The sequence below is a fragment of the Pseudoalteromonas sp. SR43-2 genome (assembly GCF_014163885.1).
Taxonomy (GTDB): domain Bacteria; phylum Pseudomonadota; class Gammaproteobacteria; order Enterobacterales; family Alteromonadaceae; genus Pseudoalteromonas; species Pseudoalteromonas distincta.
Map to the genome: position 1 here is coordinate 150,930 of NZ_JACJED010000007.1, position 21,946 is coordinate 172,875.

Annotated in this window: 20 protein-coding genes and 1 tRNA gene; 14 read left to right on the forward strand and 7 right to left on the reverse strand. The window is 41.4% G+C overall.

Annotated elements, in window-relative coordinates; translation table 11 throughout:
- Window positions 1-23 precede the first annotated feature (23 nt).
- From H5120_RS08470 to speD, 3 genes are all read left to right on the forward strand, one after another.
- Complete coding sequence (locus tag H5120_RS08470) at window positions 24-371, forward strand: DUF3802 family protein (protein ID WP_002958862.1); 348 nt, start codon at window positions 24-26, stop codon at window positions 369-371.
- 85 nt (window positions 372-456) lie between these two features.
- Window positions 457-870, forward strand: coding sequence for an OsmC family protein (locus tag H5120_RS08475; RefSeq protein WP_182674097.1), 414 nt, complete (start codon window positions 457-459; stop codon window positions 868-870).
- 88 nt (window positions 871-958) lie between these two features.
- Entirely contained in the window at window positions 959-1,771 is an 813-nt protein-coding gene (speD, locus tag H5120_RS08480) for an adenosylmethionine decarboxylase (RefSeq protein WP_024597058.1), read from the forward strand.
- Window positions 1,772-1,874: 103 nt separating this feature from the next.
- Here speD and H5120_RS08485 read toward each other — a convergent pair whose 3' ends face one another.
- Complete coding sequence (locus H5120_RS08485) at window positions 1,875-3,158, reverse strand: aromatic amino acid transport family protein (RefSeq protein WP_182674098.1); 1,284 nt, start codon at window positions 3,156-3,158, stop codon at window positions 1,875-1,877.
- Window positions 3,159-3,611: 453 nt separating this feature from the next.
- On the opposite strand from H5120_RS08485, the gene H5120_RS08490 reads away from it, so the two are divergent.
- Window positions 3,612-4,409 carry an alpha/beta fold hydrolase gene (locus tag H5120_RS08490; protein ID WP_182674104.1) on the forward strand — a complete coding sequence of 266 codons (798 nt, stop codon included), beginning with the start codon at window positions 3,612-3,614 and terminating at the stop codon, window positions 4,407-4,409.
- Window positions 4,410-4,645: 236 nt separating this feature from the next.
- Window positions 4,646-5,422 carry a hypothetical protein gene (locus H5120_RS08495; protein ID WP_182674099.1) on the forward strand — a complete coding sequence of 259 codons (777 nt, stop codon included), beginning with the start codon at window positions 4,646-4,648 and terminating at the stop codon, window positions 5,420-5,422.
- 127 nt (window positions 5,423-5,549) lie between these two features.
- Here H5120_RS08495 and cysQ read toward each other — a convergent pair whose 3' ends face one another.
- The 6 genes from cysQ to cysG are packed head-to-tail and all read right to left on the reverse strand — an operon-like array spanning window position 5,550 to window position 12,512.
- On the reverse strand, window positions 5,550-6,320 hold the full coding sequence (gene cysQ / locus H5120_RS08500; protein ID WP_002958869.1) for a 3'(2'),5'-bisphosphate nucleotidase CysQ: 771 nt from the start codon (window positions 6,318-6,320) through the stop codon (window positions 5,550-5,552).
- 9 nt (window positions 6,321-6,329) lie between these two features.
- Window positions 6,330-6,923, reverse strand: coding sequence for an adenylyl-sulfate kinase (gene cysC, locus H5120_RS08505; protein WP_010555008.1), 594 nt, complete (start codon window positions 6,921-6,923; stop codon window positions 6,330-6,332).
- A 32-nt stretch (window positions 6,924-6,955) separates the two neighbouring features.
- Window positions 6,956-8,680, reverse strand: a complete 1,725-nt coding sequence (locus H5120_RS08510; protein WP_182674100.1) for an SLC13 family permease — start codon at window positions 8,678-8,680, stop codon at window positions 6,956-6,958.
- 31 nt (window positions 8,681-8,711) lie between these two features.
- Window positions 8,712-10,136, reverse strand: coding sequence for a sulfate adenylyltransferase subunit CysN (gene cysN, locus H5120_RS08515; RefSeq protein ID WP_182674101.1), 1,425 nt, complete (start codon window positions 10,134-10,136; stop codon window positions 8,712-8,714).
- Entirely contained in the window at window positions 10,136-11,035 is a 900-nt protein-coding gene (gene cysD, locus H5120_RS08520) for a sulfate adenylyltransferase subunit CysD (protein WP_002958873.1), read from the reverse strand. The genes cysN and cysD overlap by 1 nt, the downstream gene beginning before the upstream one ends.
- A 49-nt stretch (window positions 11,036-11,084) precedes the next feature.
- Window positions 11,085-12,512 (reverse strand): siroheme synthase CysG, encoded by a 1,428-nt coding sequence (cysG, locus tag H5120_RS08525; RefSeq protein ID WP_024603341.1) that lies wholly within the window; start codon window positions 12,510-12,512, stop codon window positions 11,085-11,087.
- A gap of 450 nt (window positions 12,513-12,962) precedes the next feature.
- On the opposite strand from cysG, the gene deoC reads away from it, so the two are divergent.
- The 9 genes from deoC to rpoB all read left to right on the forward strand — a co-directional run bounded on the left by deoC (window position 12,963) and on the right by rpoB (window position 21,914).
- Window positions 12,963-13,706: a deoxyribose-phosphate aldolase gene (deoC, locus tag H5120_RS08530; RefSeq protein WP_182674102.1), complete on the forward strand. Its 744-nt coding sequence runs from the start codon at window positions 12,963-12,965 to the stop codon at window positions 13,704-13,706.
- A gap of 148 nt (window positions 13,707-13,854) precedes the next feature.
- Window positions 13,855-13,931, forward strand: a tRNA-Trp gene (locus H5120_RS08535).
- 132 nt (window positions 13,932-14,063) lie between these two features.
- Entirely contained in the window at window positions 14,064-14,441 is a 378-nt protein-coding gene (gene secE / locus H5120_RS08540; RefSeq protein WP_002958877.1) for a preprotein translocase subunit SecE, read from the forward strand.
- 4 nt (window positions 14,442-14,445) lie between these two features.
- Complete coding sequence (gene nusG / locus H5120_RS08545) at window positions 14,446-15,009, forward strand: transcription termination/antitermination protein NusG (RefSeq protein ID WP_002958878.1); 564 nt, start codon at window positions 14,446-14,448, stop codon at window positions 15,007-15,009.
- A 214-nt stretch (window positions 15,010-15,223) separates the two neighbouring features.
- Window positions 15,224-15,652 carry a 50S ribosomal protein L11 gene (gene rplK / locus H5120_RS08550; protein ID WP_002958879.1) on the forward strand — a complete coding sequence of 143 codons (429 nt, stop codon included), beginning with the start codon at window positions 15,224-15,226 and terminating at the stop codon, window positions 15,650-15,652.
- 3 nt (window positions 15,653-15,655) lie between these two features.
- Window positions 15,656-16,360, forward strand: a complete 705-nt coding sequence (rplA, locus tag H5120_RS08555) for a 50S ribosomal protein L1 (protein WP_002958880.1) — start codon at window positions 15,656-15,658, stop codon at window positions 16,358-16,360.
- Window positions 16,361-16,683: 323 nt separating this feature from the next.
- Window positions 16,684-17,178: a 50S ribosomal protein L10 gene (gene rplJ / locus H5120_RS08560; protein WP_002958881.1), complete on the forward strand. Its 495-nt coding sequence runs from the start codon at window positions 16,684-16,686 to the stop codon at window positions 17,176-17,178.
- A 76-nt stretch (window positions 17,179-17,254) separates the two neighbouring features.
- Window positions 17,255-17,617 carry a 50S ribosomal protein L7/L12 gene (gene rplL / locus H5120_RS08565; RefSeq protein ID WP_002958882.1) on the forward strand — a complete coding sequence of 121 codons (363 nt, stop codon included), beginning with the start codon at window positions 17,255-17,257 and terminating at the stop codon, window positions 17,615-17,617.
- Window positions 17,618-17,888: 271 nt separating this feature from the next.
- A complete protein-coding gene (gene rpoB, locus H5120_RS08570; RefSeq protein ID WP_149602005.1) occupies window positions 17,889-21,914 on the forward strand; it encodes a DNA-directed RNA polymerase subunit beta in 4,026 nt (1,341 codons plus the stop codon).
- Window positions 21,915-21,946: the final 32 nt, after the last annotated feature.

The window sequence follows — 21,946 nt, forward strand, 5'->3', positions numbered from 1 at the left end:
AATATATTTAGGTGGTTCGCATAATGGTTTTAGATAGGCAAGGGTACGATGATTTGATCATGTATCTAACTCAAAATTTAGCATTGTTTGAGAAGCCAGGCGAAATAAAACCAGGCGCTCCAACAGTAATGGAATTAATCGAAGACGTTATTGCACAAAATGTGATGCTTATTTGCGAGCAGCACACAGACCTCAACACAGAGCAGCGTAGTCAAATTGTACGTGAAGTTGATGGCATAGTTTACGATTTAGAAGAAGTCCTCAGCAGCATCACCTCACAGCCTGTCACGGTTGAACAGCATGCCTTTATAGATGAATTTGCAGGTTTAGTGAAAAACCTCTTTGATAGCGCTTTAGCACAACAATCTTAGCCATTTTATAGCCCTGCGTTGCATTTTCATTTGCAACTACGGCTAAGTTGCTTACAATCAAGAAAATATTTTTTGAGATATAACAATGCAAGCAAATGTAAAATGGGTTGAAGGCGATACGTTTATTGGCCGTTCTAATTCTAACCACAATGTTGTGTTTGATGGCGGCAGCGATAGTGCAGCACCAAGCCCAATGGAAATGGTTTTAATGTCAGTTGGCTGTTGCTCATCAGTTGATGTGGTTAGTATTTTAAAAAAAGCTAAACAAGATTTTTCAGACGTACAAGTGCAACTCTGTGCAGAACGCGCCGAAACAGCACCGCGCGTGTTTACCAAAATCAACTTACACTTTGTTGTTAAAGGCAATAATGTGTCTGAAAAGCACCTTGCACGTGCAGTTTCACTCTCTGCTGAAAAGTATTGCTCGGTTGCATTAATGCTTGATAAAACAGTAGAAATTACGCATAGCCACGAAGTTGTGCAAGATCAAGCAAAATAACGCTTTTTCCACGAGGAAAATTCGTATAAAATCCGCGAACTTTTCATTCTGCAGGTGCAGAACCCACTAATTTATAGGTTGGTTTATTATGAACAAACCCTTCGATAAACTTAAACTTCATGGCTTTAACAATTTAACCAAAAGTTTAAGCTTTAGTATTTATGATATTTGTTACGCAAAGACCGAGCAACAACGTAAAGAATATATTGAATATATCGATGAGCAGTACAGTGCAGATAGACTAACCGATATTTTAGGTGAAGTTGTTGATATTATTGGTGCTAACATTTTAAATGTAGCGCGCCAAGATTATGAACCGCAAGGCGCAAGTGTAACTATTTTGGTTTCAGAAGAACCAGTAGAAGAGCAGCAAAATTACGATGCTGACGAAGCACCAGGCCCATTACCTGATTCAGTTGTTGCACACCTAGATAAAAGCCATATTTGTGTACACACATACCCAGAAGCTCACCCTGATGATGGTATTTGTACATTCCGTGCTGATATTGAAGTATCTACCTGTGGCATTATTTCGCCACTTAAAGCGTTAAACTTCTTAATTCATAGCCTTGAGTCAGACGTAGTAACAATAGACTACCGCGTTCGTGGTTTTACCCGCGACATAAACGGTGTTAAGCACTACATTGATCATGCTATTAGCTCGATTCAAAACTTCATGACAGAAGATACAAAAGAAGCGTACCAAATGATGGACGTGAACGTGTATCAAGAAAACCTGTTCCATACTAAAATGATGTTAAAAGAAACCGACTTAAATACCTATTTATTCGGCCTTTCTACTGATGAGTTATCGGATGAAGAAGAAGACGAGATCCGCTCTAAGCTGACTCGCGAAATGCAAGAAATATTCTATGGCCGTAACCTGCCAGATACAGAATAATAGCAACCAATTAAATTAAAAATGGCGCTCAGTGAGCGCCATTTTTTTATGCCTAAAAAAGCCCAGCTAATTAACTTAGCTGGGCTTTTGAATATATAGCGTATTAATTAATCATGCTGTAAATAAGTGCAAATACAGCAAGTGAGCCAACCGCTAATATAAATAGCGTGCTTAAACGGTTGCGGTATTTATGAAGTGCAGGCACTTTATAAACTGCAATCATTGGCATGATGAATAAAATCATCGCGATGATAGGGCCCGATAACTGATCCATCATGTCTAAAATACTTGGGTTTTTAACAGCGCAAAACCAAATAGCTAAAAACATAATTAACACACCAATTTTATCAGCCGCTTTTGCGCTTAAGCTTGTTTGTTTAGTTACTAAACCCGTAAAGCTCTCACGTGCCCCTAAAAAGTGACCCAAAAACGACGATGTAATAGCAATAAAGGCAACAAGCGGCCCAAGTGTGGCAATAAACGAGTTATCAGTAATATTAGCAAGGTAGGATAAAACCGATACGTTAGCGGCTTTAGCAGCGGCCATTTGCTCGCCTGTAAGCGACAGCACGCAAGAGAAAACAAATAATAGTACAAAGGTAATAAGTAGTAAGCTAGTGCGCTTTAAAATCGCCTCAGCCTTATGTGTAGCTTGCTCGCCGTAGTGACCGCGTTGCACGTTTACAAAGCTTGAGATAGCCGCTGCGTGGCTAAACGAAAACACAATAATAGGAATCGATAACCACAACGTTTTACCAAAGCTGCCCATTTCAGGCAGTGTCATATCTGGCATTTGCCAGCTTGGGATTAAATAAAGTGATAAAAAGAACAATATACCCACAAGCGGGTAAACTAAAATAGCAAAGGCACGCAGCATTAAGCGCTCGCCGCCCATCATTAAGCTAATCATACCTGCAACTAATACACCTGAAAGCAACACGCGAGAAGGTGATTCCATCCCCATTTGATTAACCATAAAGCTATCAACGGTATTGGTTAAGCCCACACCGTAAATAAGCAAAATTGGGAATATAGATAAAAAGTACAATAAAGAGATTAACCGCCCGGCAGTCACACCAAAGTGCTCTTCAACTACATCGGTAAAATCAGCATCTTTATTTTTTGATGACAGTACAAAACGCGCTAATCCACGATGTGCACAAAAGGTCATTGGAAATGCTAAACATGCCAAAATAATTAACGGCCAAAAACCGCCAATACCAATGTTAATAGGTAAAAATAAAATACCCGCACCAACGGCGGTACCAAAAAGACTTAAAGTCCACTGCGTATCGTGCAGGTTCCATTTAGAAGTGGTTGTGTTTGCAGGTGTGTGTGCACCTGTTGTTGATGCATTTGAATGCGTTGCATCTTGAGATGTTGTCATGTGTGTATTTATCCATTATTTAAATAATAATCGCGCGCAAGAATATAGTTTTTAGCTAAAAATTTCATGTTTTGAGAGGATTTGTAGACTAATTAATTAGACCAAATTGGAGGGTAAGTGTCATGAATACGAAACAGCGGTGTAAAAGTGAGCAAACCCTTAAGCGCCAACACCACATTATAATTTTAAAGTAGGTTGGTTAGAGCGCAGCGAAACCCAACACGCCATAGCGTCACGCCAGCAGCAAAGCCAAGATCTAAGATAGGCAGTTCTCATAACGTAAAAATAGCGGCTGGTCATTTTTTATTGGTTTTCATTTAAAAATCAAAGTCTGCTCTCAAAAGCTGTTAAGTAGAAGCCATTGATCTGAACTTCATAGGAGATTTTTATTAAACTCCGTTATACTTCCTGCAATTGAATATGCCAAACGAAGTAAATAGGCCGCTAACTGTAATGAGCAAAGACATTCTTTTCCATACTACTTTTGCGCACGAAACCAGTAAAACATGGGTTGTATTTGTCCATGGAGCAGGTGGTAGTTCGGCAATTTGGTTTCGTCAGCTTAAAGCCTATAAAAAAGAATATAATGTGTTGTTGCTAGATCTTCGTGGTCACGGTAAATCGAATAACTTAGTACAAAACTTTGTTGATAATAATTATTCATTTAATAATGTCTCTAAAGACATTATCGATGTGTTAGATCATAACAATATCACCAGCGCACACTTTGTTGGTATTTCATTGGGCACAATACTCATTCGAAATATTGCTGAAATTGCGCCGCAATATGTTTCTAGCATGGTACTAGGTGGAGCGGTTACTCGTTTTAATACTCGCAGTAATACATTGGTTTATTTAGGTAATACTTTTAAACACTTCTTGCCTTATATGTGGCTGTATCGCTTATTTGCTTTTATTATGATGCCTAAAAAGCGCCATAAAGAATCTCGACTTTTATTTGTTCGTGAAGCAAAGCGCTTGTGCCAAAAAGAGTTTATAAAATGGTTTAAACTAGCCATGGACGTAAACCCCTTAATGCAGTACTTCAAAGAAAAAGACATTGATATACCCATTCTTTACATAATGGGTAAGGAAGATCATATGTTCCTTGGCCCAGTTAAAGAAATGGTAAAGCGCCATAAAAACAGCGTACTGCAAACTATTCACCATTGCGGCCATGTCTGTAATGTAGAGCGCCCTGACTTATTCAATCAGCACTCGCTTGCATTTATCGCCCAGCAAAATCGTTAAAGGCTATCGGTTTTAAAAGCGTTCAATTAATGGCAAGTAGTTAGAAACAAATGTTTAGTAGCATCATAAGAGAATAGGAACAGATTACTTTTTGTCTTTTCCCTAAACTAAAAACAAGGCCTGATCCTAAATGGTAAATTGTATATAACTACTTTTTATATGTTGAGCACAGTACTAAAACTTTATGAAGTTGGTTAGTTAAGCATTTGTAATACTAAATGGAGATTGGTGAAGTTATGAAATTGTCTAATTACTTTCACATCAATGGCGAAAAGGCCTTACATAAAAACTTTTTGTTTTGGTTGGCGACTATATCACCATTGATTTTAGCTTTGTTCTTTGCGTATCCCTTAATTGATAGGCTTAAGTTGTCAGGGACAGCGGACGCGTATTCTAATTTTATTTCAATATTTAAACTACCTCTCTGGATTGCGTCTGGAAGTCTGATATTTGGGGTAACAGTTAGTAGGTTCCATAGTTCAGAACAACGAGCAATTACAATTAAGCAAAGTATAAATCAAAATAATTTCTCTAATTACTTGAATCATCGAGATCATTTTCAGAAATACCTAACCTCAATATCTGCGACTTTTGATATAGAGGTAGATTCCTTTAAGATATACGGAATAATCTTTAGCAGCTCTACTCCATATAATGCGAATGTAATGCTATCTTCTGGTATATCTGATTTCGTTTGTGAAAAATTTGAAACCGAGTTTTGGTCAAAAATGAAGTTTACTGCGCCAAACTTTACTAAGAAAGAGGTTAATATTTATTTTCCTAGGTTTGCTAAATCAATTGGAATTAATGCAGAGCATATAACACTGGATGACTTTGAGGAGTTAAAGTCATTATTAGTAAAAACTCGCAAAATCTATCGCCGCGCAATGGAGTATGGAGTGACTAGGGAGCAATCTGAATCTTTTCAAGAAATAGAAGAATCTGGATTTTCTATTCTAATAGGTGAGTTTAGTGAGTGGGCTAGTGAAAACAATTTTAAAGGCCGATGGTAAAAATGCTTTTATCTCCTCAAAAAGTAACCGTTCTCTCACTGCTTATTTAATATCTCCAGATTGCACTTAATATGCAGGCTATCACTTGTCTTGCTGACAACTGATAGCTAACCACTTAAAGCTGCTGTTACTCTTCCACCGCACTCACAATAAAATACGGATTTAAGTATTCATCTTTGGTGTTATAAATAAGCGGGCTGCCATCAAGCTTAGTGACTTTTGCACCGGCTATTTCGGCGATGGCGTGGCCTGCGCCTGTATCCCATTCGCAAGTTGGACCTAAGCGCGGGTAAATATCGGCGCTGCCCTCAGCGACTAAACACAGTTTTAGTGAGCTGCCTTTAGACACCATTTCAACCTCATCAAAGCGTTTCACAAACTCGGCTAAATCGGGTGATGGGTGCGAGCGGCTGCCTACAACTCGAATTAACCCTTTGTTAGGTTTGGTAGTTACCTTAAGCTCAATTCGCTCATCGCCTTTATCTTTAAATGCGCCAATGGCTTCGGCAGCTAAGTACGATACACCAAGGGCAGGTGCATCAACTACGGCCAAAATAGGAATGCCGTTTTTAATTAGGGCGATGTTTACGGTAAATTCACCGTTCTTTTTAATAAATTCTTTAGTGCCGTCGATTGGGTCAACTAACCAGTAGCTTTTCCACGTTTGGCGTACATCCCAGCTTATGTCGGCGTTTTCTTCACTGAGTATTGGAATATCAGGTGTGAGCTGTTGAAGCCCTGCCACAATCAGTTTATGAGCTGCTAAATCGGCGTCGGTTACGGGGCTTTCATCGGCTTTGTACTCAACGTTAAAATCCTTTTCGTAAATTCCCATTATCGCTTGGCCTGCTTTACGGGCAAGGATGAGGGTTTCTTCTAGCAGTTCGGTTTGATTCATGGGGTTAACCTATATTATGTGCTTTTGTTTTAGATACGTTATCAGTTGTGTAACCGATTGGTCTAGGGTGTTTTTACTTGTATCTAAAATTATTTCTGGATTGTTTGGCACTTCGTAGCTTGAATCGATACCAGTGAAGTGTTTTATCTCTCCAGCGCGGGCTTTTTTGTATAAGCCTTTTGGATCGCGGCTTTCGCATACATCCAGTGGGGTATCGATAAATACTTCAATAAATTCGCCGTCATCTACTAGGCTGCGCACCATGTCGCGTTCTGCTCTAAAAGGCGATATAAACGCAGTAAGTACTAACAAACCAGCGTCGGTCATTAGTTTTGCGGTTTCGCCTACGCGGCGTATGTTTTCAATGCGGTCTTCGTCGCTAAAGCCTAGGTCTTTACATAAACCGTGGCGTACGTTGTCGCCATCAAGCAGGTAAGTGTGCGTACCTTGCTGATTAAGCGCGGCTTCTAGTGCGTTTGCTACGGTACTTTTGCCAGAGCCTGAAAAGCCGGTAAACCATAAAATAGCGGGCTTATGTTTTTTTTGCTCACTACGCTGTGCTTTTGTAGTTGCGTAGTTATGCCAAACTATATTTTCATCCATAGTGAGAGTCTCTTATGCTGTGAGCGCAGGTATTAAAACGGAAATACCAGCGGGATCAGGGTTAATACCGTGATTGAATAAATAATAGAAAGGGGTAAGCCCATCACTATGTAATCTTTTAAGCGATAGTTACCCGCGCTATAAACCATTAGGTTAGTTTGATACCCAAATGGCGATATAAAGCTGGCTGATGCGCCAAAGGCAACCGCCATAATAAACGGTAGTGGGTCTACATTAAAACCAACCGCGAGCGAGTAAGCAACAGGGAACGATAAGGCAGCTGCTGCGTTATTAGTAATAAGCTCGGTAAATAATACGGTCATTAAAAATATAGCTATAAATGCGCCGTATGGGCCAAAGTCGCCAAGTACCATAAACATGGCGTCGGATATTTGCCCGGCAAGTCCGGTGCCTATCATTAATTTAGCAAGGCCAATGGCGCTACCTACAACTACGAGTAACTCGATAGGAAAACGGCGTTTTACTTCGTTAAGTTTTATGGTGCCGCTGAGCATTAAGCCAATCAGTAATACTAATAAGCCTTTAACCAGCGGCACTATGCCAATAATGCTTAAACCCAGTACTGCGGCAAAGCTTAGTAGCACAATATTTGATTGCTTAGGTGCAAGGTGGGCTTGTAAGTCAAACCCTGAAATATACACAAATTCGCGCTTTAAATTAGGCAAGGTGTAAAAGTTTTTGCCTGGTGCGAGTATAAGTGAGTCGCCAGCTTGTAATTGCACTTGCCCAAGGCCACCTTGTAAGCGGTCGTGTCCACGGCGAATGGCAATAACAGCAGCATGAAACTGCTCTCTAAAGCGGGCTTCTTTTACGGTTTTACCAATAAATTTTGAAGATTGACTTACGACTACTTCTACTAAGTGCTCTATGTCTTTTTGATGATTCTCGTGCACTACTTTTAAACCGTCGAAACGGGTAAGTAATGGCACCGATTTTATGTCACCTACAAACAGCAGCACGTCGTCTTTTTGAATAATTTGCTGTGGAGTGACTGCGCAAATTCGGCTCCCGTCGCGAATGATTTCAGCAAGGAATAAGTCTTTTAAATCACGCAGGCCGTTTTCTTCTACGGTTTGGCCTATTAATTTTGAGTTTGCTTGTACTTTACCTTCTAGGTAAAAAGGCACGACTTCTTGGTCGCTTTTACCATTGTCGGGTAAGTATTTAAGCATTACTAAAATAGTAATTAGGCCTACGCTTAGCGCGCCTAAACCTACTAAGGTAAAGTCAAAAAAGCCCAGCGGTTCCATGCCCGCATCTACTGCAAAGCCATTAACGATTAAGTTGGTTGATGTACCAATAAGCGTAATAGTGCCGCCCAAAATAGCAGTGTACGACAGCGGTAATAATAGCTTTGAAGGGGAGTGATTAGGATTGTCTTTAATCGCTGTAATAAGCGATGCAACAACGGCGGTATTGTTAGTGAACGACGATAAAAAGGCGGTTGATAAGCCCAATTTTGTTACCGATTTTACTAAACTACCTTTAGATAGCGATTGCGCTAACTTTTGAATTAGGGTGGTTTTTTCTATTGCGGTCGACACTAACACCAATAGTACTAAAGTGATAAGCGACGGGTTAGCGTAGTTAACTAACATGCTTTCAAGATCGATTAGCCCTGCTAAGTAGCTGGTGCCAATAGCGCTTACAAATAACCATGCTGGATTAATACGGGTGCCAAAAAGGCACCCGACTAAGGTAAGCATAATGCCTGTTAAAACGAGCTGTTCTACCATGCTTTTAAATTCCTAACAGGCTAAAGTTAACTTATAACTTAGAGATATCAAGCGCTTGCCAATGCGGGAAGTGCTTGCGTACTAAGCTGTTAAATTCAACTTCAAATTCGCTAAAGTTACTTTGCTTTGTTTGGCTTTGCAGTACTTGCTCAATCATACCGGCAGCAACAGTTAAGTTTGATAAGCGATCGATTAGGATAAACGAGCCTGTTTCGTGATTGCTGTGGTACTCGTCTGCCAAAATAGTTTCGGTTAGTTCAAGCGTTACAATCGCAATTTCGTTTAACTGCAGTGTGTCGCTAGTGCCGTGCTCAAGCGTGTTTACATCAATTGTGTAGTCAATCTTTTTAACAATAGCTGAGGTGTTTTTGCTGCCTAGTTTTAGGTTATAGCTTTTACCTAATACTAATGGCGATTCATGCATCCACACAATTTTAGCTTGCAGCTGGTTAGTAACAGCGGCCGTTGAATTTGCAGGTACGATTACATCCCCTCGGCTAATATCAATTTCGTTATTTAGGGTAACGGTAATTGCTTGGCCTGCTTCGGCGCTGTCTAGGTTGCCATCAAAGGTAACAATTTCTTTAATGCTTGATGTTTTACCCGACGGTAATACTTTTATAGCATCGCCTACGTGCATCTTGCCCGATGTAAGTGTGCCCTGAAAACCACGGAAGTTTAAGTTAGGACGCACGACATATTGCACCGGTAGGCGCGCTTCAAAGCCTGTATCTGTTTCGGCTGCTGGCGAATCTTCTAGTAATTCAAGTAGCGGCTTGTCGGTGTAATACGGTGTATGTGCAGAGCGTGTTACTACGTTGTCGCCTTTAAGCGCCGACATAGGCACAAACTTAATGTTTGATACGTTAAGTTGCTCAGCAAATTTAAGGTAATCAGCCTTAATTTTTTCATACACGGTTTCGTCAAAATCAACGATATCCATTTTATTAACGGCAACAACAAACTGTTTAATGCCCAGCGAGTCACAAATAAAGCTATGGCGCTTAGTTTGTACTTGTACGCCGTAACGCGCATCAACCAAAATAATGGCGACATCGCTTGTTGATGCACCCGTTACCATGTTGCGGGTGTATTGCTCGTGCCCAGGCGTGTCGGCAATAATAAATTTACGCTTAGCCGTTGAAAAGTAACGGTACGCTACGTCAATGGTAATGCCTTGCTCACGCTCAGCTTGTAGGCCATCAACTAATAATGCAAGGTCAAGATCTTCACCTGCGTTACCTACTTTTTCGTTATCTTTATGAAGGGCAGCTAGCTGATCTTCATAAATTTGGTGGCTGTCGTGCAGTAGGCGGCCAATCAATGTTGATTTACCGTCATCTACGCTGCCACAAGTAAGCATGCGTAATAAGCTTTTGTCTTGTTGGCGTGCTAGGTAGGCGTCTATGCCTATTTCTTTTACTTCGTTAAATGTATCGTTATTTTGGCTAGACATTAAAAATACCCCTCACGTTTTTTCTTCTCCATTGAGCCGGCTGAATCATGGTCAATAACACGACCTTCACGTTCAGATGACGTAGATAGCAGCATTTCTTCGATGATTTCGGTTAGAGTACTGGCTGTTGATTCAACTGCACCGGTAAGTGGGTAGCAGCCTAATGTACGAAAACGTACAGATTTCATTTGCGGTACTTCACCTTCATTAAGAGGCATACGCTCATCGTCAACCATAATCAAAGTACCGTCGCGCTCAACTACTGGGCGATCTTTAGCTAGGTACAATGGCACCATTTCGATGTTTTCTTGATAAATGTATTGCCAAATATCAAGCTCAGTCCAGTTAGATAATGGGAAAACACGAATGCTCTCACCCGGATTAACTTGGCTGTTGTAGGTATTCCAAAGCTCTGGGCGTTGGTTTTTAGGGTCCCAACGGTGGTGTTTGTCGCGGAACGAATAAACACGCTCCTTTGCGCGTGACTTTTCTTCGTCGCGGCGTGCGCCACCAAATGCAGCATCAAAGCCGTATTTATCTAGCGCTTGTTTTAAGCCTTGGGTTTTCATTATGTCGGTATGTTTACCCGAGCCATGCGTAAACGGGCCTACGCCCATTTCAATGCCTTCTGGGTTTTTGTGTACCAGTAGGTCAAAGCCGTATTCTTTAGCTATACGGTCGCGAAACTCAATCATTTCACGAAACTTCCAGTTGGTGTCTACGTGTAATAACGGAAACGGAATTTTTGCAGGGTAAAATGCTTTACGCGCTAAGTGCAAAAGTACCGACGAATCTTTACCAATAGAGTAAAGCATTACTGGGTTCTCAAACTCAGCGGCGACTTCGCGCATGATTTTGATACTTTCAGCTTCAAGTTGCTGAAGGTGAGTTAAAGCCATTGTTAGTCGTCCTACTAAAATGATTAAAAGTTACAAATTTAAAATTCGGTTATGTATTTGATACATCTGTTAGCGGCTGTGCAAAGCTGCTTGTTTGCTCGTTTTTCCCAAACCACGCTAGTTGCGAGTGCAGGGCAGCTACTTCACCAATAATGAGTAGCGCAGGCGATATAATGCTGTTGCGTTCAATTAAGTCGGCAAGTTCGCCTAATTGGCCTGTTACTACACGCTGATTTTTGCGTGTACCGTTTTCGATAATGGCAACAGGTGTGTCGGCTTTGCGGCCATGCTTTAAAAGCTCGCTTTGTATGTGCGGCGATTTAATTACGCCCATGTAAATAGCCAGCGTTTGATTTGCTTTTGCCAACGATTGCCAATCAAGTTCTTGGCCGTCTTTTTTACAGTGGCCAGTTACAAATTGAATGGCTTGTGCATGGTCACGATGCGTTAGCGGAATGCCCGCATAAGCACTACAACCTGCAGCGGCTGTAATACCCGGTACAATTTGATAATTTACGTTGTTAGCAGCCAGTACTTGTACTTCTTCGCCACCACGGCCATAAATAAACGGGTCACCACCTTTAATGCGGCATACCTTTTTGCCTTGTTTAGCAAGGTCGACCAGCATTTGGTTGGTATCTTCTTGAACAACACTATGATCGCCCAAACGTTTACCTACACAAATAAGGTCAGCATCGCGGCGCACTAGTTCCATAATCTCGTCAGAGACTAAAAAGTCGTAAACGACGACGTCGGCTTGTTGCATAAGTTGCAGTGCTTTAAGTGTTAAAAGCTCTGGGTCGCCAGGGCCTGCACCTACTACGTATACTTCGCCTTCAGGTTCTGCTTTTGCATCTAGCATTTGCTCTAGTTGCTGCTGTGCGGCTTGGGTATCGCCGGTTTGTACTTTACTCACGACAGATGAGTCGAACACGCCTTCCCAAAATTGGCGGCGGTCTGAAAAATGCTTAAAGCGTTTTTTTACTTTGTCTCTAAAGCCACCGACAAGTGTTGCAAGTGGGCCAATATGATGTGGAATAAGAGTTTCGAGCTTTTCGCGTAAGCGACGTGCAAGTACGGGCGCTGTGCCAGCACTTGATATAGCAATCGTAATTGGGTCACGGTCAACAATGGATGGGAATATAAACGTACATTTAGGCTGGTCATCAACCACGTTTACAAACACATTGCGGGCATTGGCAAGTTCAAATACGTTGTTGTTTACTTCATCGCGGTCGGTTGCTGCAATAACAAGCATTTTGCCATCAAGGTGCGATTCATCAAAATAAGCATCAATAAGCGTTACTTCATTATTATGTGCATGCTCTTTTAGTTCGTCGCAAAACCAAGGTGCTACTAAAGTAACGCTTGCTCTCGCTTTTAAAAACGCGCGACATTTGCGTAATGCGACCTCTCCACCGCCAACAACCAATACTGGTTTGTTGTCGAGTTTGGTAAAGATAGGTAAATACTGCACGTTAATAAGACCCCTAAACAAATTCAAATATAAGAAAACGCTTTATTCTGATAAGCAGAATATAGCGGCTATCAATAAGTAAAAAATAATTAAAACCAAGTTGATATAACCAAAAGTTATAATAGGTGGGCTTTTTAGGCCTAAGAGCTAGTTAACAAGGGATTGCGCCGAGTTACAAGTAAAATAACCAGCTTATAGTGTTTGGTTATGAGCTATAGCGAGTTTGGTTTAATTTGTTAATATGGAGGCATATCAAATTTTGTACTTATACCAATTGCATTAAATTAGTGATCTATTATAGCGACGAGAAAATAGCTCAATAACAAGGCTAAAATTATGATACATAGTTGTTCTATATAAATAGTTTTTAACGTAGTTAGTGCGTTATTTAATACGCTAAAATGATCATATTTTTAATAAAATTGGTATTACATAAGCAACGGAGCTCTAATGACACAACACCAAAAAGATGCCGCATTAGCAGTCGCACTGATGGATTTAACAAGCTTAAACACCAGCGATACCACCAAAAGCATTCAAGCACTTGTTGATAGCATAAATCCTACCTTAGGCACGCCTGCCGCAGTATGTGTTTATAGCAATTTTGTTGATGATGCAAAAATAGCACTCGCAGCGCGTGAGCTTAACCACGTAAAAGTCGCAACAGTCACTAACTTTCCTACGGGTGATGCTCCACTGAGTGATGTAATTAACGAAACACTCATTGCTATAGAGCGCGGCGCAGACGAAATTGATTTGGTTATTCCTTATAAAAAACTCATAGCAGGCGATGCTCAAACTGTACTTAGTTATGTAAGCGAAAGTAAAAAAGCGTGTGGGTCGCGCGCGCAACTTAAAGTAATAATAGAAAGCGGTGAGCTAAAAACCGACGCGCTTATTACTCAAGCCACTGAGCTTGCAATTGAAGGCGGTGCTGATTTTGTAAAAACCAGTACGGGTAAAGTGGCCATTAATGCGACCCTTGAATCAACAAAAATTATGCTAACAGCCATTAAAAACTCAAACAAACGTGTGGGCTTTAAAGCGGCCGGCGGTGTTAAAAATGTTGCCGATGCTAGTGATTATTTAGCGCTAGCACGCGCAATAATGGGTGATGATTATTTGCAAGCAAATACATTTAGGTTTGGTGCTTCAAGCTTGTTAAGTGACGTTTATAAAACCATAGGGAAATAATCAATATCTTTGGATTATAGGTTTATCTAACCGATTAAATTATTAGCAGTTTAAACAATAATGTAATTAATTAATTAGATTTTCCAATGTGGGTATCTTTTAGGCTTGTGTTAATGAACTGCGTAAGTATAATAGGCATCCACTTTGCAGGGGCGTAGTTCCAATTGGTAGAACAGCGGTCTCCAAAACCGATGGTTGGGAGTTCGAATCTCTCCGCCCCTGCCAGTTTTACTTGTTATTTGAGTAGTCTGAGATTAAAAACCGGTTTAAATTAAGTCTGTTTTTAAGTTTAGATTTTAATGGATTAACCCTGCCGTAGTGTAGGGTTGTTGTGTCTGTAGTTAAGGTAATAATATTATGAGCACGAATGTAGAAACACCATCAAGTGCGATGGAGTCAGTAAAGTGGTTAGTAGCAATCGCGCTACTTGCAGGCGCAGTTGTTGGTAATCACATGTATGCAGATCAATCTGTATTACTACGTGCTATTGGCGTTGTTGTTGCAATAGCGGCCGGATTAGCAATTGCCTCGCAAACATTTAAGGGACGTAACTTTCTTGCTTTCGCTAAAGAAGCTCGAATTGAAGTACGCAAAGTTATTTGGCCAACGCGCCAAGAAACTACCCACACGACATTAATTGTAATGGTTGCAACAGTGATTATGGCACTTATCCTTTGGGGATTAGATGGCATTTTATTCCGCGCTGTAGGCTTTTTAACTGGATTGGAGATCTGATCCCATGTCGGATGAGAACGAGAACAAAGAAATTAAGTTACGTTGGTATGTAGTACAGGCCTTTTCTGGTTACGAAAAGCGTGTAGCTCAAACGTTAATTGAACATATTAAAATCGAAGGTCTAGAATCGAGCTTTGGTGAGATACTAGTACCAACTGAAGAAGTTGTTGAGATGCGCGCTGGCCAAAAGCGTAAATCTGAGCGTAAATTCTTCCCAGGTTATGTATTAGTACAAATGGATATGAATGACGCAAGCTGGCACTTAGTGAACAGCACAGAACGCGTTATGGGCTTTATTGGTGGTACGTCTGATCGTCCTGCTCCTATCAGCCCTAAAGAAGCTGAGCGCATTCTTAATCGCCTACAAGAAAATGCTGAAGCACCTAAACCTGCTACATTATTTGAACCAGGTGAAGTTGTACGCGTTACAGATGGTCCATTTGCAGATTTCAGTGGTGTAGTTGAAGAAGTTGACTACGAAAAGAGCCGCGTAAAAGTATCTGTACTTATTTTTGGTCGTTCTACGCCAGTTGAGCTTGAATTCGGTCAAGTTGAGCAAGATAAGTAATTGATTAAAAAAGCTTCGCTAATTTTTATTTAAATTTTGGCATGAAGCTTGAAAAAGGCCGCTGATTAACTTATAATCAGCGGCCTTTTTGTATTAAGGTAAAATTTATTTTTTACTGTACAAAAAGTACGAAACCAATTTTTAAACTGGGAAGCCGTTAGAGTACGCGTCCTCGCGCGCACAAGGCTGAGACCCACCAAATGAGGTATTTATAATGGCTAAAAAAGTTGAAGCTCTAATCAAGCTACAAGTTGCCGCTGGTATGGCTAATCCTAGTCCTCCAGTAGGTCCTGCACTAGGTCAACACGGTGTAAACATCATGGAATTCTGTAAAGCGTTTAACGCACGTACAGAGTCTATCGAAAAAGGCGCTCCAGTTCCTGTAGTGATCTCTGTTTACGGTGACCGTTCATTTACGTTCGACATGAAAACGCCACCTGCTGCTTACTTACTTAAGAAAGCTGCTGGTATCAAGTCAGGCTCAGGCCGTCCTAACACTGATAAAGTAGGCACAGTAACTCGTGCTCAACTTGAAGAAATTGTTGAGACAAAACGAACTGACCTTACAGCTGCCGATATGGACGCAGCGGTTCGCACTATCGCAGGTTCTGCGCGTGCGATGGGCTTGAACGTAGAGGACTAAGAAATGGCTAAATTAACTAAACGTATGCGTACTATCCGCGAAAAAGTGGAAGTAACTAAAGATTACGAAATCAATGAAGCAGTTGCTCTTTTAAAAGAGTTAGCGACAGCTAAATTCGTAGAAAGTGTTGACGTTGCCGTTAACCTTGGTATCGATGCTCGTAAATCTGATCAAAACGTTCGTGGTGCTACTGTACTACCTAACGGTACTGGTCGTGACGTTCGTGTTGCTGTATTCACACAAGGCGCTAATGCAGAAGCTGCAAAAGAAGCCGGTGCTGAATTAGTAGGTATGGAAGATCTTGCTGAACTAGTTAAAAAAGGCGAGATGAACTTTGACGTTGTTGTTGCATCACCAGACGCTATGCGTGTTGTTGGTCAACTAGGTCAAATCTTAGGCCCACGTGGTCTAATGCCAAACCCTAAAACTGGTACTGTAACGCCTAACGTTGCAGAAGCAGTTAAAAATGCTAAAGCAGGTCAAGTACGTTACCGTAATGACAAAAATGGCATCATCCATACTACTATTGGTAAGGTTGATTTCACTGCAGAGCAGTTACAACAAAACCTTGAAGCTCTAATTGTTGCGCTTAAGAAGGCTAAACCTTCTCAAGCTAAAGGTGTTTACTTGAAGAAAGTAACTATCTCTACAACAATGGGCGCAGGTGTTTCTGTTGACCAAAACACTTTAAGCACTATTGTTGCTTAATTGAGTGTTTACATGGCGTGAAATTTGTACTATAATTTCGCGCCATTTTGTTGATTAATTTATTAATTTGCAAAGTAAAGAATTCGGGTTGAAGTCCATAATTTCGTTAAGCCTTCGGGGTTAACGATAAATTGGGCTTCCGTCCAAGACCGTAGGTGGCTTCGGCCTTAATATTCACCTACGTAGACGGTGTAGACCCCAGATAGATTTTTCCTAATCCTTCTGGCTCTCGCCGTAAAAAGCATCTCTACCTTGTTTGGTAGGGAAGAGTAGAACAGGGGAATCCGATAATCGGTACCCCCATTAAACCAGGAGTAACACCCATGGCTTTAAATCTTCAAGGCAAAAAAGCAATAGTTGCTGAAGTCAACGAAGCAGCCAATGGTGCTCTATCTGCAGTTGTTGCAGATTCTCGTGGTGTAACAGTTGGCGCAATCACTGCCCTTCGTAAAGAAGCTCGTGCAAATGGTGTTTGGATGAAAGTTGTCCGTAACACTTTAGCAAAACGTGCTCTTGAAGGAACAGATTTTGAGTGTCTTTCTGATTCATTTGTTGGTCCAAGCTTAATCGCTTTCTCATCAGAGCACCCAGGTGCTGCTGCGCGTATCTTTTCAGATTTCGCGAAAAAGAATGAGAAATTCGAGCTTAAAACGGCCGCTTTTGAAGGAAATGTTGTTGATGCAGCAATGCTTGCTACATTACCTACATACGATGAAGCTGTTGCACGCTTAATGAGTGCTATGAAAGAAGCGTCTGCTGGCAAATTGTGTAAAACAATTGAAGCAGTACGTGTACAGAAAGAAGAGCAAGCTGCTTAATTTTAAGCTGTTTAATCTCACTTTCGGTGTAAAATTTATTTGGACTTAATGTCCGTTAATTATTAGGAAATTTGTAATGTCTGTATCTAAAGACCAAATCCTTGACGCAATTGCTGAAATGTCAGTAATGGACGTTGTTGCTCTTATCGAAGCAATGGAAGAAAAATTCGGCGTAACTGCTGCAGCTGCAATGGTAGCTGGTCCAGCTGCTGAAGCTGCTGAAGAGAAAACAGAATTTGACGTAATCCTTACTGGCGCTGGCGCTAACAAGGTTTCTGCAATCAAAGCTGTTCGTAGCGCAACTGGCCTTGGCCTTAAAGAAGCGAAAGCTCTTGTTGAAGCTGCTCCTACACCTGTTAAAGAAGGTGTATCTAAAGAAGAAGCTGAAGCACTTGCAAAAGATCTTACTGAAGCTGGTGCTGAAGTTGAGGTTAAGTAATTTAGCTTTTGCTAAGTTCGCTGCCTGAGAAATCAGGCAAGGGCTGGTGATTATTTAATCACCGGCCTTTTTGCGCTATAGAGTGATGCACTCTTTTAGTTCAAATAAAATCTGATTTTTTCTTTACTTTCAACGCTTTATAGTTTGCTAGTGTTAAAGTGGGATCTAATTAGAACAACAGTTAAATGTTGTAAAATCTTGGCATAGCTGCCAGTTAAGTCTGTTCTTACAAGAACAGGTCGGGTCAAAGATCAGCAAGCTGAGGAACCCCATGGCTTACTCTTATTCTGAAAAGAAACGTATCCGTAAGGATTTTGGTAAACGTCCACAAGTTTTGGATATACCTTTTTTACTGTCTACACAGTTAGAATCGTTTAAAAAATTCTTAGTGCCGGACGCTGATGGCGATCATGGTTTGGAAGCTGCCTTCCGTTCTGTGTTCCCTATTAAAAGCTACTCGGGAAATTCTGAGCTTCAATACGTAAGTTACCGTATTGGTGAGCCAGTTTTCGATGTAAAAGAATGTCAAATTCGCGGTGTGACTTATTCTGCTCCACTTCGCGTGAAACTGCGTCTTGTTGTTATGGACAAAGAAGCACCAGGCACAGTTAAAGACATTAAAGAGCAAGAAGTTTACATGGGCGAAATTCCGCTCATGACAGATACCGGTACTTTTGTAATCAATGGTACAGAGCGTGTTATCGTTTCTCAGCTACACCGTAGCCCTGGTGTATTCTTTGATAACGACCGCGGTAAAACCCATTCATCGGGTAAAGTATTATATAACGCACGCGTTATACCTTACCGTGGTTCATGGTTAGACTTCGAATTTGATGCAAAAGATAACTTATATGTACGTATTGACCGCCGTCGTAAATTACCGGCGTCTATCATCCTACGTGCACTAGAGTATTCTAGCGAAGAAATCCTAGATATGTTCTTCGATAACACTACGTTTGAAGTAACGAATGGTAAAGTTCTTATGGAACTTGTACCTTCGCGTTTACGTGGTGAAACTGCCGCTTTTGATATCAAAAGCGAAGACGGTGAAGTATTTGTTGAAAGCGGTCGTCGTGTTACGGCTCGCCACATCAAGAGCATCGAGAAGAAAGGCATTAAGCAATTAGAAGTACCACATGAGTACATCATTGGCCGTATTGTAGCTAAAAACTATGTTGATGAGTCAACTGGTGAAGTTATTGCAAATGCAAATGACGAGCTAACTCTAGAGCTAATGGCTGAATTGGTTAAAGCCGGTCACACTAAAATTGATACGTTATATATCAATGAAGTGGACAGCGGTGCTTACATGTCAAATACATTGAACATTGACTCTTCAAGCAGCCGTTTAGAAGCACTAGTAGAAATTTACCGCATGATGCGCCCAGGCGAGCCACCGACGAAAGACGCGGCTGAAGCCTTATTCCAGAACTTGTTCTTCTCTGAAGAGCGTTATGACTTATCTACTGTAGGTCGTATGAAGTTCAATAGCCGTGTTGGTTACGATACAGACACAGGCCCAGGCACATTAAGCAAAGAAGACATCGTGTCTGTTATGAAAGTATTAATTGCTATTCGTAACGGTCAAGGCGATGTTGATGATATCGATCACTTAGGCAACCGTCGTATACGTAGTGTTGGCGAAATGGCTGAGAACCAATTCCGTGTTGGTCTAGTACGTGTTGAACGTGCTGTACGTGAGCGTTTAAGCTTAGGTGACCTTGACGCGATAATGCCACAAGATCTTATTAACGCTAAGCCTATTTCGGCAGCGGTTAAAGAGTTCTTCGGCTCGTCTCAGTTATCACAGTTTATGGACCAAAATAACCCACTATCAGAAGTTACGCATAAACGTCGTATCTCTGCATTAGGTCCGGGCGGTCTAACTCGTGAACGCGCAGGCTTTGAAGTACGTGACGTTCACGTAACTCACTATGGTCGCGTATGTCCAATCGAGACTCCTGAGGGTCCAAACATCGGTCTAATTAACTCGTTGTCTACGTACGCACGTACAAATGACTACGGTTTCTTAGAAACACCTTACCGCAAAGTGGTAGATGGTGTTGTAACTGATGAAGTTGATTACTTATCAGCCATTGAAGAAGGTCAGTTTGTTATCGCACAGGCGAACTCAAACTTAACTGAAACCAATGAGTTTGTTGATGAACTTATTCCATGTCGTCACAAAGGTGAATCTACCTTTATGGGTCGCATGGACCAGCAGTATATGGATGTATCACCACAACAGGTGATCTCTGTAGCGGCAGCACTTATCCCGTTCCTAGAACACGATGATGCTAACCGTGCATTGATGGGTTCAAACATGCAACGTCAAGCAGTACCAACATTGAAAGCGGATAAACCGTTAGTAGGTACTGGTATTGAGTTAACACTAGCGAAAGACTCTGGTGTAACTATCGTTGCTAAACGTGGTGGTGAAGTAATGTATGCTGACGCAAGTCGCATCGTTGTAAATGTACATGAAGAAGAACGCATCCCTGGTGAAGCGGGCATCGACATCTACAACTTAACCAAATACACACGTTCTAACCAAAATACATGTATTAACCAAAAACCAACTTGTATGGTTGGCGAACCGGTTACTCGTGGTGACGTGTTAGCAGATGGTCCTTCGACTGACTTAGGTGACTTAGCCCTTGGTCAAAACCTTCGCGTGGCATTCATGCCATGGAACGGTTACAACTTCGAAGATTCAATCTTGTTATCAGAGCGCGTAGTTGAAGAAGATCGTCTAACGACTATCCATATTCAAGAACTACAGTGTGTTGCCCGTGATACTAAATTAGGTCCTGAAGAGATCACTGCAGATATCCCGAATGTGGGTGAGTCTGCGCTAGGCAAGCTTGATGAATCAGGCGTTGTATATATTGGTGCTGAAGTTAAAGGCGGCGATATCCTAGTAGGTAAAGTGACTCCTAAAGGCGAGACACAGCTTACACCTGAAGAGAAGCTACTACGTGCTATCTTCGGCGAAAAAGCGTCTGACGTTAAAGACAGCTCTTTACGCGTACCAAACTCTGTAACTGGTACTGTAATTGACGTGCAAGTTTTCACCCGTGATGGTGTTGAAAAAGATAAACGTGCGTTAGAAGTTGAAGATATGCAGCTTCGCGAAGCGAAGAAAGACTTCAACGAAGAGTTCCGTATTTTAGAAGCAGGCGTTTTAGACCGTGCACGCAAGCTACTTATAGCTGCTGGTTTTGATGAAGATAAACTTGCATCTCTTAATGCTGAAAAAGTACTTACGCAAAGCCTTGCTGAAGAAGACAAGCAAGCTGAGCTTGAGCAACTAGCTGCACAGTACGATGAGCTTAAAGCTGAATACGATAAAAAGTTTGAAAACAAACGTCGTAAAATTACTCAGGGTGATGATTTAGCACCAGGCGTACTTAAGATTGTTAAAGTATACCTAGCTGTTAAACGTCGTATCCAACCGGGTGATAAAATGGCGGGTCGTCACGGTAACAAAGGTGTTATCTCGACTATCGTACCAGTAGAAGATATGCCTTACGATGACAAAGGTCGTACGGTAGATATCGTATTGAATCCACTAGGTGTACCATCGCGTATGAACATCGGTCAGATCCTTGAAACACATATGGGTCTTGCTGCACGTGGTATCGGTGAACGTATTGAAGAGATGATGAAAGAACAACGTGAGCTTCATGAGCTACGTGAATTCATCAAGCAAGCTTACGAAATTGGTGAATCTCGCCAAGTTGTAGACATTGCTAGCTTCACTGATGACGAAATTCGTCGTCTAGCTGAAAACTTAAAAGGTGGTTTACCAATAGCTACTCCTGCATTTGATGGCGCGAAAGAAAACGAAATCAAAGACATGCTTGAGCTTGGTGGATATCCTCGAAGTGGTCAGGTTACACTTTATGATGGCCGTACTGGCGATCAGTTTGAACGTCAAGTAACTGTTGGTTACATGTACATGCTTAAACTTAACCACTTGGTTGACGATAAGATGCACGCACGTTCTACTGGTTCTTATAGCCTTGTTACTCAGCAGCCGCTGGGTGGTAAAGCACAGTTCGGTGGCCAGCGTTTTGGTGAGATGGAAGTATGGGCACTTGAAGCTTACGGTGCTGCTTACACTCTACAAGAAATGCTAACAGTGAAATCGGATGACGTGAACGGTCGTACTAAGATGTATAAAAACATCGTTGATGGTAACCATAAAATGGAACCAGGTATGCCAGAATCGTTCAACGTATTGTTGAAAGAAATCCGCTCACTGGGTATCAACATCGAGTTGGAAGAAAATTAAGCCAATTAGATGCTGCAGTTAACGCTGCAGCA

Coding starts and splice junctions, on each gene's coding strand:
- H5120_RS08470 (WP_002958862.1), top strand. CDS start 24: ATGGTTTTAGATAGGCAAGGGTACGATGATTTGATCATGTATCTAACT.
- H5120_RS08475 (WP_182674097.1), top strand. CDS start 457: ATGCAAGCAAATGTAAAATGGGTTGAAGGCGATACGTTTATTGGCCGT.
- speD (WP_024597058.1), top strand. CDS start 959: ATGAACAAACCCTTCGATAAACTTAAACTTCATGGCTTTAACAATTTA.
- H5120_RS08485 (WP_182674098.1), bottom strand. CDS start 3,158: ATGACAACATCTCAAGATGCAACGCATTCAAATGCATCAACAACAGGT.
- H5120_RS08490 (WP_182674104.1), top strand. CDS start 3,612: ATGAGCAAAGACATTCTTTTCCATACTACTTTTGCGCACGAAACCAGT.
- H5120_RS08495 (WP_182674099.1), top strand. CDS start 4,646: ATGAAATTGTCTAATTACTTTCACATCAATGGCGAAAAGGCCTTACAT.
- cysQ (WP_002958869.1), bottom strand. CDS start 6,320: ATGAATCAAACCGAACTGCTAGAAGAAACCCTCATCCTTGCCCGTAAA.
- cysC (WP_010555008.1), bottom strand. CDS start 6,923: ATGGATGAAAATATAGTTTGGCATAACTACGCAACTACAAAAGCACAG.
- H5120_RS08510 (WP_182674100.1), bottom strand. CDS start 8,680: ATGGTAGAACAGCTCGTTTTAACAGGCATTATGCTTACCTTAGTCGGG.
- cysN (WP_182674101.1), bottom strand. CDS start 10,136: ATGTCTAGCCAAAATAACGATACATTTAACGAAGTAAAAGAAATAGGC.
- cysD (WP_002958873.1), bottom strand. CDS start 11,035: ATGGCTTTAACTCACCTTCAGCAACTTGAAGCTGAAAGTATCAAAATC.
- deoC (WP_182674102.1), top strand. CDS start 12,963: ATGACACAACACCAAAAAGATGCCGCATTAGCAGTCGCACTGATGGAT.
- secE (WP_002958877.1), top strand. CDS start 14,064: ATGAGCACGAATGTAGAAACACCATCAAGTGCGATGGAGTCAGTAAAG.
- nusG (WP_002958878.1), top strand. CDS start 14,446: ATGTCGGATGAGAACGAGAACAAAGAAATTAAGTTACGTTGGTATGTA.
- rplK (WP_002958879.1), top strand. CDS start 15,224: ATGGCTAAAAAAGTTGAAGCTCTAATCAAGCTACAAGTTGCCGCTGGT.
- rplA (WP_002958880.1), top strand. CDS start 15,656: ATGGCTAAATTAACTAAACGTATGCGTACTATCCGCGAAAAAGTGGAA.
- rplJ (WP_002958881.1), top strand. CDS start 16,684: ATGGCTTTAAATCTTCAAGGCAAAAAAGCAATAGTTGCTGAAGTCAAC.
- rplL (WP_002958882.1), top strand. CDS start 17,255: ATGTCTGTATCTAAAGACCAAATCCTTGACGCAATTGCTGAAATGTCA.
- rpoB (WP_149602005.1), top strand. CDS start 17,889: ATGGCTTACTCTTATTCTGAAAAGAAACGTATCCGTAAGGATTTTGGT.